Annotated in this window: 1 protein-coding gene; it reads left to right on the plus strand. The window is 71.9% G+C overall.

Annotated features, from left to right (window positions below; translation table 11 throughout):
- Positions 1–25: 25 nt before the first annotated feature.
- Positions 26–12,268, plus strand: a complete 12,243-nt coding sequence (locus BKA25_RS11340; RefSeq protein ID WP_069849999.1) for a type I polyketide synthase — start codon at positions 26–28, stop codon at positions 12,266–12,268.
- Positions 12,269–12,365 lie beyond the last annotated feature (97 nt).

Below are 12,365 nucleotides of genomic sequence, written 5' to 3' on the forward strand. Positions count from 1 at the left end.
CGAACCACGCTAGGAGTAACTGGACATGGCGAACGAAGACGAGCTCCGCGACTACCTGAAGTGGGTCACGACTGATCTTCATCGGACCCGGCAGCGCCTGCTCGACGTCGAGTCGCGCGAGCGGGAGCCGATCGCCGTCATCGGCATGGCCTGTCGTTATCCCGGCGGCGTCGAGTCGCCCGCAGACCTGTGGCGTCTCGTCGACCACGGTGTCGATGCCGTCACCGGACTGCCCGCAGACCGGGGATGGGATCTCGACTCGATCGCAGGCGGCGGGGCGGCAGGCGACTCTGCGGGCGACTTCGGCGGGGGTTTCCTCACCGACGTGGCCTCGTTCGATGCAGAGCTCTTCGGAATCTCGCCCCGTGAGGCGCTGGCGATGGACCCGCAGCAGCGCCTGCTGCTGGAGGCCGCCTGGGAGGTGTTCGAGCGCGCGGGCATCGACGCCTCGACCCTCAAGGGCAGCCGCACCGGCGTGTTCGCCGGGGTGTCCGGGCGAGATTACGGCGGTGCGCTCACCGACATGCCCGAGGAGGTCCAGGGCTACCTGCTGACCGGCAACGCCACCAGCGTCGTGTCCGGTCGCGTCGCCTACACCTTCGGCCTGGAGGGACCAGCGGTGACGGTGGACACCGCATGCTCGTCGTCATTGGTGGCCCTGCATCTGGCCGCGCAGGCGCTGCGTGCCGATGAGTGCTCGCTGGCGGTGGTCGGCGGCGTGGAGGTCATGGCGTCCCCCGTCATCGTGCGGGAGTTCGCCCGGCAGGGCGGCCTGGCACCCGACGGGCGCTGCAAGTCGTTCGCGGCCTCGGCGGACGGCACCGGCTGGGGTGAGGGCGTGGGCGTCCTGCTCGTCGAGCGGCTGTCGGACGCGGTGCGTAACGGCAGGCGCATCCTCGCCGTGGTCAAGGGCTCCGCAGTGAACCAGGATGGCGCGTCGAACGGGCTGACCGCGCCGAACGGCCCGTCGCAGCAGCGGGTGATCCGCGAGGCGCTGGTCAACGCGCAGATCAGTCCGGCGGACGTCGATGTGGTGGAGGCGCATGGCACCGGGACCCGCTTGGGTGATCCGATCGAGGCGCAGGCGTTGTTGGCGACCTACGGACAGGGCCGTCCCGATGGAAGGCCGTTGTGGCTGGGTTCGGTGAAGTCCAACATCGGCCACGGCCAGGCCGCTGCGGGTGTGGCCGGTGTGATCAAGATGGTCGAGGCGATGCGGCATGGGGTGTTGCCGAGGACGTTGCATGCCGAGGAGCCCACGCCCCAGGTGGATTGGTCTGCGGGTGCGGTGGAGTTGTTGACCGAGTCGCGGTCGTGGCCGGAGGTGGGTCGTCCGCGTCGGGCTGCGGTCTCGTCGTTCGGGATCAGCGGGACCAACGCCCACGTGATTCTGGAGCAGCCCGAGCCCGCGGACACCGAGCCCGCCCTCGGCGATGGGGACGGCCACGTCGCAGGGCCCGGTCCCGTCCCGTGGGTCCTGTCCGGTCGTTCCGCAGCGGCCCTGCGCGCGCAGGCGGGCAGGCTCGCCGCCATCGCCGTCGAGGCGGGACCGCAACCGCCGTCGCCGGTCGACATCGGACAGGCGCTGGCCACGACGCGGACGCCGTTGGAACACCGTGCCGTGGTGCTGGGCGGGGATGCGGCCGAGCTGGCCGCTGGTCTGGCCGAGGTGGCGGCGGGTCGTTCGGCGCCGGGTGTGGTGTCGGGTGTGGTGCGTGGTGTGGGTCGGGTCGGGATGGTGTTCTCGGGTCAGGGTTCGCAGTACGTGGGGATGGGTCGGGAACTGTATGACGTGTTTCCGGTGTTCGCGGGGGCGTTCGATGAGGTGTGTGCGGAGTTGGACCCGTTGTTGGGGTTCTCGCTGCGCGACGCCGTGTTCGCCGAGCCTGTGGCCGAGCGGACCGAGGGCCAGGACCGGCGATCGGCGGACGAGGGCTCGGATTCGATCGACGACACCGGACTGGCCCAGCCTGCCCTGTTCGCGGTCGAGGTGGCGCTCGTGCGCCTGCTCGCCACCTTCGGCATCGCCCCCGAGGTCGTCGCGGGTCACTCGCTGGGCGAGGTGACAGCGGGCTTCGTCGCCGGCCTGTGGTCGCTGCGACAGGCGTGTCTGGTGGTCGCCGCCCGCGCCGGACTGATGCAGCGCCTGCCTGCGGGTGGGGCGATGGCCTCCATCGCCGCCACCGAGGCCGAGGTCCGGGACTGCCTCGCCGAATCGGCCGCGACGGCGCGACGCGGCCCGGACAACGCGGTGCCGGTGGACATCGCAGCGATCAACGGACCGAGTGCGACGGTGGTGTCCGGGGACTCCGATGCCGTGGCTCGGGTGATGGAGTTCTGGCGGGCCCGTGGTCGCCGGGTCCGGGCGCTCTCGGTGTCGCACGCGTTCCATTCCGCGCTGATGGACCCCATGCTCGACGACTACGGCCAGGTCCTGGACCGGATCGAATTCGGTTCGCCCGCGTTGCCGCTGGTGTCCACTGTGACGGGCGGCGTGCTCGCATCCGCCGTCATGACCGACCCGAGGTACTGGGTGCGGCAGGTGCGCGAACCGGTGCGGTTCGCGGAAGCTGCGGGCGCACTACGCGACCTCGGCGTGACCACCGTGATCGAGGTCGGGCCGGGTGCGGTGCTCACCGCGCTTCTGCAGGCCGTCGTCGAGCCGACCGACGGCCCGGATGCCGAAGACCGGCCCGTCCCTTCCGACATCGGAGCCGAGGAGCACAGCGGAGCCGCCCCGAGTGCGGCAGCCCCCGTGTCGTGCGTATCGCTGCTGCGCTCGGGCCGAGGCGAGCGGGAGTCCCTGCTCGCCGGGCTCGCCACGGTGCACGTCTGCTGTGCCCGGGTGGACTGGTCACCGGTGTTCCCGACTCGGGTTCCCCCGCTGGAGCTGCCCACCTATCCGTTCCAGCGCCAGCGGTTCTGGCTGAATGCCGAAGACGGACGGGCGGACGCACGCGGCCTGGGACTGACGGCGGGTGGGCATCCCGTGCTGGGTGCGCGAGTGGATCTCCCGGACGCCCGAGGCATGGTGCTCACCGGCGTGCTGTCCGTCTCGGCCGCGCCCTGGACATCGGATCACCAGGTCGGTGGGGCGATCGTGTTCCCCGGTACAGGACTGGTGGACTGGGTGCTGCACGCGGCCGCCGATCTGGACGCCCCGGTCCTCGAAGAGCTGACCCTGAACGCCCCGGTGCTCCTTCCGCCGACCGGCGCGCTCACGGTGCGGGTGCACCTCGACCACCCCGAGGCGGACGGACGCCGGGCGGTCACGGTGCACACCCGCCCGGCGTCCGACCCGGACGCCGACTGGACCGCACACGCCGTCGGCACGCTGCTGGAGTCCGATCCGACCGTTGCACCGACGGCATCGGACGGGTTGACGAAGACATGGCCGCCGCCCGACACCCGCCCGGCGGAGGCGACCGAGCTGTACGACGCCTTCACCTCGGCAGGACTGACCTACGGCCCGGCCTTCCGGGGCCTGCGAGCGGCCTGGGTCGGGACGGACGCGGTGTTCGCCGAGGTGGAACTGCCCGCCTCCGTCGATGCCTCGGGGGGCGGTCGGCCCACGGAGATCGCCCACGCGGTGCACCCGGCACTGTTCGACGCCGCCCTGCACGCGCTCGGCCTGCCCGAGGCGGCTCGGGTTCTGCGACCGTTCGACGACGACGGCACCGGCGTCCGATTGCCCTTCTCCTGGACCGGGGTCCGGGTGCACGCGGTCGGGGCCACCCGTCTCCGGGTGCGACTGAGCCCGGTCGGGGACGACGCCCTGGCCCTGACCATGACCGATCCGGACGGGACGCCGGTGCTCACCGTCGACCGGTTGGTCCTGCGCCCCCTCGCCGCTGGCACGTTCGACGACGCAGCAGATCGGGAATCGGCCCTGTTCGAGGTGACATGGGTCCCCACGACACTGCCCGCCGTGCCGCCGGAGTCCGCGCAGTCCGCCGAATGGTTCGCGGTGCTGCCTGCGGCCGGAGCATCGACGATGGCCGAGATCGAACCCGAGTCCGCGGATGACGGGCGGCTCGGTCCCGTCCGCCGCTTCCCAGACCCGGCGCGGCTCTTCTCGGCCGTCGAACGCACCGAGAACCCGCCCGCGCTGATCGTGTTGGATTGCCGAGATGCTGGACAGGCAGGCGACGCCGCCGTGCCGGAGGCGGTGCACCGCGACATCGCACGACTGATCGGCATCGTCCAGTCGGTACTGGTCGAGGACGTCCTGCTCGAAACCCGGTTACTGGTCGTCACGTGCAACGCCGTGGCGGCCGAGCCCACCGACCAGGTCGACGGGCTGGCAGGCTCGGCGATCTGGGGTCTGCTGCGCACCGCCCAGACGGAGAACCCCGACCGCATCGCGCTGCTCGATCTGGCCGATCCCGACGTCTCCGTCGAACTCGACTCGGGCCTGCTGCGCAGCCTGCGCATCGCGGCGGACTCGCAGATCGCGATCCGCGAGGACCGGGTGCTGGTGCCCCGACTCGACAGGTCGAGCCTCGCGCGGCCGTCCGACCAGGACGAGCTGATTCTGCCCGGCGGACGCTGGCAGATCGGCATCGCATCGCCGGGATCGTTGACCGGCGTCGACGTGCTTCCCTCCTCACCGAACGGACAGCAGCCGTTGGCCCCCGGCGAGGTCCGGGTGTCCGTCCGTGCGGCCGGGGTGAACTTCCGTGACGTGATGGCGGCGCTGGGGATGTACCCCGACGTCATCGAGATCGGCGGTGAGGGTGCGGGCGTCGTTGTCGAGGTCGGTGCCGAGGTCACCGGCCTGGCCTGCGGCGATCTGGTGACGGGCGTGTTCTCCGGCGCGTTCGCCTCCGAGGTCGTGGTGGACTCCCGCTGCGTGATCGCCGTGCCGACCGGCTGGTCGGCGCTCGAGGCCGCGTCGGTGCCCAGCGTGTTCCTCACCGCGTACCACGGCCTGGTCGAGCTGGCGGGACTGTCTGCGGGCCGCTCGGTGCTGATTCACGCAGCCGCAGGCGGCGTCGGCTCCGCCGCCGTCCAGGTGGCCCGCGCGGTCGGAGCGGAGGTCTTCGCCACGGCTTCCCCCGGTAAGCACGCGGTGCTTCGGGACTGGGGGATCCCGGCGGATCACATCTCCTCCTCTCGCGACCTCGAGTTCGAGTCGCGGGTGCTTGCGGCGACCGACGGTCGTGGCGTCGACGTCGTGCTGAACGCCCTGGCGGGGTCCTTCGTGGACGCCTCGCTGCGGACGCTGGCCCCCGGCGGGATGCTGCTGGAGATGGGCAAGACCGACCTGCGCGACGCCGGGCAGGTCGCCGAGAAGCATCCCGGAGTCCGGTACGAGCCCTTCGACGTGTCGGCGCTGCACCCCGACCGGGTCGCACACGCGCTCGCGAAGCTCGGGGAGCTGTTCGAACAGGGCGTCCTGACACCGCCGCCGATCACCGAGTTCGACGTCCGCCGCATCCGCCCCGCCCTCCGAGCCCTTGCGGGCGCCACCCTGGTCGGTAAGGCGGTGCTGACGGTGCCTCGGCCGGTGCCGCCGAGGACGACCGTGCTGATTACCGGTGGTCTCGGGTCGTTGGGTCGCGCGGTGGCGCGCCACCTCGTCGCCGTGCACGGCGTCACCGACCTGCTGCTGGTGTCCCGGCGCGGCGCGGACACGCCGGGGGCCGCCGAGTTCGTCGCCGAGCTCGCCACGCTCGGCGCCCGAGCCCGCGTGTCCGGTGCGGATGTCACCGACGCTCGGGCCCTCGCCGAGGTGATCGACTCGATCCCCGAGAATCGGCCGCTGGCCGGAGTCGTCCATGCCGCCGGGGTGGTCTCCGACGGCGTGTTCGCCACCCTCGACGCGACGCGGATCGAGGAGGTGCTGGCCCCCAAGGTCACCGGAGCCTGGAACCTGCATCGGGCCACCCGGCACCTGGACCTGCCGTTGTTCCTGACGTTCTCCTCCGTCGCGGGCGTCTGGGGGGCCGCGGGCCAGGCGGTCTACGCGGCAGGCAACGCGTTCCTCGACGGGCTCGTCGCGCATCGCCGCGCGCGCGGTCTCGCGGGCACCGCGCTCGCGTGGGGACCGTGGTCCGCCGACTCCGGGATGACGGCGGGTCTGACCGGCACGGACCGCAGCCGACTGAGCCGAGGTGGGGTGACCCCCCTGACGCGGGACCGGGCTCTGGAGCTTCTCGACGTCCTGCTGGCCACGCGACCGACCCATGCCGTCCCGGTGGATCTCGACCCCGCCGCGCTGCGCGACTGGGATCGTGTTCCGGAACTGTTGCGCAACCTCGTCCGCGTCCGCCGGACCCGCGCGCCGCGACGGGCCACGACCTCGACATCGGCCGCGCCCGGCTGGGCGGACCGGATCGCCGGACTCGCCGAGTCGGAACGTCGCCGACAGGCGGTCGACACGGTCCGCCAGGAGGCGGCGGCGGTGCTCGGTCATGCGGGTGCCGACCGGGTGGCGGCGGATCAGGCCTTCAGCGACCTGGGTTTCGACTCGCTGACCTCGGTGGAACTGCGTAACCGGCTCCGAGCGGCCACCGGTCTGACGCTGCCCGCCACCGCCGTCTTCGACCATCCGACGCCTGCCGAGCTCGCCCGTCACCTGCTGAGCAGGCTCGGGCCTGCCGACGGCGCCGTCGCGGGGAGCGCCGCGCAGCGCCTGGCGGACGTCGGCACTGGACGGGCCGACGACGACGCCGTCGCGGTGGTCGGCATGGCCTGTCGCTTCCCGGGAGAGGTGGGATCACCGGAGGACCTCTGGGAGCTGGTCGTTCAGGGCCGTGACGCGATGGCCGCCTTCCCCGACGACCGTGGCTGGCGGACATCCGACGCCGACGGCTTCGCCAGGGTCGGCGGCTTCGTCGCCGATGCCGCCGGTTTCGACGCGGGTCTGTTCGGGATCTCGCCTCGGGAGGCGGTGGCGATGGATCCGCAGCAACGGTTGTTGTTGGAGACCGCCTGGGAGGCCTTCGAACGCTCGGGACTGGCCCCGAACACGCTGGGCGGCAGCGATACGGGCGTGTTCGTCGGAAAGGCGAGCCAGGACTACGGGCTGGGCGCCGTCGGGCTGCCCGAGACCGTCCGCACGCATCTGAGCACCGGTATCTCGAACAGCGTGACCTCCGGCCGCGTCGCCTACGCCTTCGGACTGCAGGGGCCTGCGCTGACGGTGGACACGGCCTGTTCGTCGTCGCTGGTGGCCCTGCACCTGGCCGCGCAGTCGCTGCGTGAGGGCGAGTGCTCCCTGGCACTGGCGGGCGGCGTCACCATCATGGCGACCCACGGCATCTTCGAGGACTTCCACCGGCAGGGTGGTCTGGCCGCCGATGGTCGGTGTAAGTCGTTCTCGGACGCCGCGGATGGCACCGGCTGGGGTGAGGGTGTCGGGGTTCTTGTTCTGGAGCGGTTGTCGGATGCGGTGGCGAACGGTCGTCGTGTTCTGGCGGTTCTGAAGGGTTCGGCGGTCAATCAGGACGGTGCGTCCAATGGGCTCACGGCGCCGAATGGTCCGTCGCAGCAGCGGGTGATCCGGCAGGCCTTGGCCAATGCCGGTCTGTCCACCGGGGATGTCGATGTGGTGGAGGCGCATGGCACCGGCACGCGGTTGGGTGATCCGATCGAGGCGCAGGCTCTGTTGGCGACCTATGGGCAGGATCGTCCCGGTGACAGGCCGTTGTGGCTGGGCTCGGTGAAGTCCAACATCGGCCACACCGTCGCCGCCGCAGGCGTGGCGGGTGTGATCAAGATGGTCATGGCGATGCGTCATGGGGTGTTGCCGTCGACCTTGCATGTGGACGAGCCGTCGTCTCAGGTGGATTGGTCGTCGGGTGGCGTGGAGTTGTTGACCGAGTCCCGGCCGTGGCCGGAGGTCGACCGTCCGCGTCGGGCTGCGGTGTCGTCGTTCGGGATCAGTGGGACCAACGCCCACGTCATCCTCGAACAGCCGCCCGTGCCCACCACGCCGCAGGCCAGCCACCCCCTCGACGGTGCCCGCCCCGCCCGCGCCCTGCCGTGGCTGTTGTCCGGCCGGTCGCCGCAGGCCGTGCTCGACCAGGCCGCACTGCTGGCCGCCTTCGTCACCGCGAACCCCGAGACCTCCGATGCCGACATCGCACACGCCCTGGCGACGAGTAGGGCTGTGCTGGAACACCGGGCGGTGATCCTCGGCGCGGGGCGGGGTGAACTCGCGGCAGGCGCGGCCGCCCTCGCCGAGGGTCGCTCGACCCCGGCAGTGATCACGGGCATGGCCGAGAACCCGGGAAGGCTGGCCATGGTGTTCACCGGCCAGGGCACCCAGTACCCCGGCATGGGCCGCGAACTCCATGCTGCCTATCCGGTCTTCGCCGCGGCCTTCGACGAGGTCTGTGCCGAGCTGGACCCGCTCCTGGGCTGTTCGCTGCGAGCGGCTCTCTTCGCGGTGCCCGACGACGCGGTGCCCGACGACGCGGCGCCCGAGGCAGAGCCCGCAGCCCGTGCCGTCGACGCGACCGGGTTGGCGCAGCCAGGACTATTCGCGATAGAGGTGGCACTGGTCCGCCTGGCGGAGTCCTTCGGCGTGGTGCCCGACATCGTGAGTGGACACTCGCTGGGCGAGGTGACGGCGGCGTACGTGGCAGGCCTGTGGTCGCTGCCGCAGGCGTGTCGAGTGGTCGCCGCCCGGGCCAAGCTGATGCAGGCCCTGCCCGAGGGCGGCGCGATGGCCGCCGTCGCGGCGACGGAACAGGAGATTCGAGAGGATCTGATCGATCGTGCGGCGCGTCGACTCGGGGAGCAGGACCCCGCCGGAACTCCGGGTTCACCGCCGCCGGTGAGCATCGCGGCGGTGAACGGCCCGACGGCGACCGTGGTCTCCGGCGAGGCCGAGGTCGTCGAGGAGATCGCCGAGTCGTGGCGGGCGCGCGGGCGTCGGGTCCGAGACCTGACGGTGTCGCACGCCTTCCACTCCGCCCTGATGGACCCGATGCTCGACGACTACCGGCGGGAGCTGTCCCACGTCGAGTTCGACACCCCGACCATGCCGGTGGTCTCGACGGTGTCCGGTGCCGAGGCAGATCTCGCGGCGTTGACCGATCCGGATTACTGGGTGCGCCAGGTTCGCGAGCCGGTGCGCTACGCGGACGCGGTGCGCAGCCTGCGGCGGCTCGGGGCGTCCATCGTGATCGAGGTCGGCCCCGGCACGGTGCTGTCCATGCTCGCCCGCGACACCCTGGATCACGACGAGGACGACGATCGCGATGCAGGCGGCACGAGGACGCGCGACACCGCCGGAGTGCGCTGTCTCCCCCTGCTGCGCACCGGGCGCGGCGAGGTGGACGCGGTCCTGACCGGACTGGCCACGGCCCACGCCGGGGGTGTGCCGGTGGACTGGTCGCCTCAGCTGCCGTCCGCGCCGTCATCGGTGGACCTACCGACCTACGCCTTCCAACACGAGCGGTACTGGCTCGATGTCGGCGCGAACCCCGGAGACCCGCGCGGCCTCGGATTGGGCGCCGCCGACCACCCCATGCTCGGCGCGATCGTGGCCTCGCCCGACACACCCGGTGTCGTACTCACCGGCAGTCTCTCGCATGCAGCGCAGCCCTGGCTCGCGGACCACCGGGTCGCGGGCGGCATCGTGCTGCCCGGCACCGCCTTCGTGGAGCTCGTTCTCCAAGCGGGTCGGCACGTCGGCCGCGACACCGTGGCCGAACTGACCCTGGAGGTCCCGCTCGTGTTGTCGGCGGGTGAGGAGGTCCACCTCCAGGTCGTCGTCGGCTCGCCGGACGAGAACGACGCGGTTCCCGTCACCGTGTACTCGCGTGCGCAGGACGACCCGCCGGACGAGAACTGGACCCGGCACGCCCACGGCAGCCTGACCGTCGGCGACCGCATGCCGACCGTCCGAACGGGACCCTGGCCGCCGGCCGACGCCGATCCGGTCGACGTGGCCGACCTCTACACGGCGGACTCGGATTCGGCTCTCGCCTACGGGCCGGCCTTCCAAGGTCTGCACCGTGCCTGGCGACAGGCGAACGAGGTCTTCGCCGAGGTACGACTGCCCGATTCCGTGCGGGAGGAGGCGGGCCGGTTCGGGATGCATCCCGCACTGCTGGACGCGGCCCTGCACACCATCGGACTCGCCGCGAGCCCGACCGACGACCCCACCCGGCTGCCGTTCGCCTGGACGGGGGTGACCCTCCACCAGACCGGAGCCGCCGCCGCTCGGGTCCGGATGTCGCCCGGTGCGGGGACCGCGCTCTCGATCGAGCTGACCGACGAGCTGGGCAGGCCACTGGCCTCGATCGAGGGCGTCACCCTGCGGCCGGTCGCACAGACCGGGCCTGCCTCGGCGGGAAGACGGCGCCCGGATGCGCTGTTCAGGCTCGACTGGATCTCCTCGCCGCGCACACCCGAGCCCGTCGCGCCCATCGGGTGGGCCGTCCTCGATCAGGACACAGTGGATCGGCTGCCCGTCCGGATCGGCGGGGTGGAACTACCCCGATGGACGGACCTCGAAGCCGGGTCCTCCTCAGCGGCGGGCGCGGCACGACCGGAGGTCGTCCTCGCCGAGCTGGTGGGCGGTGACTTCTCCGACGACCCCGCCGAGGCCGTGCGCGACGCCGTGCATCGGACGTTCGGCCTGCTGCGTCGATGGCTCGCCGACGACGGTCTGTCCTCGACCAGGCTCGTGTTGGTGACCCGGCGGGCCTTCGCGACGACCGACGACGAGGACGTGGCCGATCTGGCGGCTGCCTCGGCTCTCGGGCTGGTTCGCTCCGCGCAGTCCGAGCATCCCGAACGCTTCCTGATCGTCGACATCGACGGGGAGGAGACGTCCTTCCAAGCGTTGCCCGCCGCCGTCGCTGCGGCGACGGCCGCTGCCGAACCCCAGACTGCCATTCGGGCGGGCACGCTCCACACCCCTCGGCTGGCGCGGTTGCCTGCGGAGGCGAACCGGTCGCGGGTCAACGCTCTTCCGTGGCACAGCGTTGCCGGGGGAACGGTGGTGGTGACGGGCGGCACCGGCCTGCTCGGCGGTGCCGTCGCGCGGCACCTCGCCGCCGAGCACGGGGCACGCAGGCTGCTGCTGCTCGGCAGACAGGGCGGCGATGCCCCTGCGGCGGAGCGCCTCGTCGAGGAATTGGCCGAACTCGGGACGGACGCCTCTCTCGTCGCCTGCGACGTCGGTGATCGTGCGGCGCTCGCGGCAGTACTCGCGGACGTTCCCGCCGACCATCCCGTGACGGCCGTGGTGCACGCTGCGGGCGTGCTCGACGACGGGCTGCTCACGTCGTTGACGCCCGAGCGAATCGACCGTGTGCTGCGCGCCAAGGTGCACGGCGCGGTCAATCTGCACGAGACGACCTTGGAGTTCGGCGCCGTCCCGCTGGTGTTGTTCTCCTCCGTCGCCGGGCTTCTGGGCTCGGCCGGTCAGGCGAACTACGCTGCGGCCAACGCCTTTCTCGATGCCTTGGCGCAGCACAGGAGAGCACTCGGCCTGCCCGCCGTATCGCTGGCCTGGGGGCCATGGGCCGGCTCGGGTGGCGGGATGACCGGGGCGCTCGACGGTGCCGATGCCCGGCGTACGGCGCGCACCGGGCTGCGGCCGCTGTCGATCTCGGAGGGACTGCGGCTGTTCGACGTCGCCGTCGCCGCCGATCGGGCCGTGGTGTCCCCGGCCGACTGGGTGTTGGACGCCGGCGTCGAACGCCGCGACGGCCCGATTCCCGCAGTGCTACGCGGCCTCGTGCGCGCACCGGCCCGGCGGCTGCCGTCGGCCGGTGATGCGGGCGCGGCGCTGCGGGCGAGCCTGGCCGGGCTGTCCGAGGCGGATGCCAGGGCCGCGCTCGTCACCATGGTTCGGCAGGAGGCTGCCGTCGTCATCGGCCATCGGTCCGTCGAGATGGTGAGCGCGACGACCGCGTTCACGGAGTTGGGTTTCGACTCGCTGACCTCGGTGGAGCTGCGTAACCGACTGAACGAGCTGACCGGGCGGCGTATGCCAGCCACGCTGGTCTTCGATCATCCGTCGCCCTCGGCGGTGGGGGACTTCCTCGCCGCCGAGCTCGGCACCCGGACGGAGAACCCGGACGGAGCGGTCCTCGCCCAGCTGGATCGGCTGGAACAGGGTGTCTCCTCGGTCGAGCTCGGTGGCGAGGCCCGCCGGGCCCTGGCGACGCGGTTGACGGTGCTCCTGTCGAGGCTCGGCGACGCCGACCACGACGAGCCCGGTGCGGCAGACGTGGCGCTGCACGCCGCCGACGCGGACGAACTCCTCCGATTGATCGACGACGAGTTCGGCGGGATCTGACCCGGGTGCCCGACCTCGGCAGCCGGCCGATCGATGGAATCGGGAATCTCATCGAGATTCTTCATCCGTCAATTGGCCGGCCCGAGGTCGGTATGAA

This window comes from Actinoalloteichus hymeniacidonis (assembly GCF_014203365.1).
Lineage (GTDB): Bacteria > Actinomycetota > Actinomycetes > Mycobacteriales > Pseudonocardiaceae > Actinoalloteichus_A > Actinoalloteichus_A hymeniacidonis.

What these genes read in the sequence shown, in the direction of transcription:
- BKA25_RS11340 (WP_069849999.1), top strand. Translation starts at nt 26, where the DNA reads ATGGCGAACGAAGACGAGCTCCGCGACTACCTGAAGTGGGTCACGACT.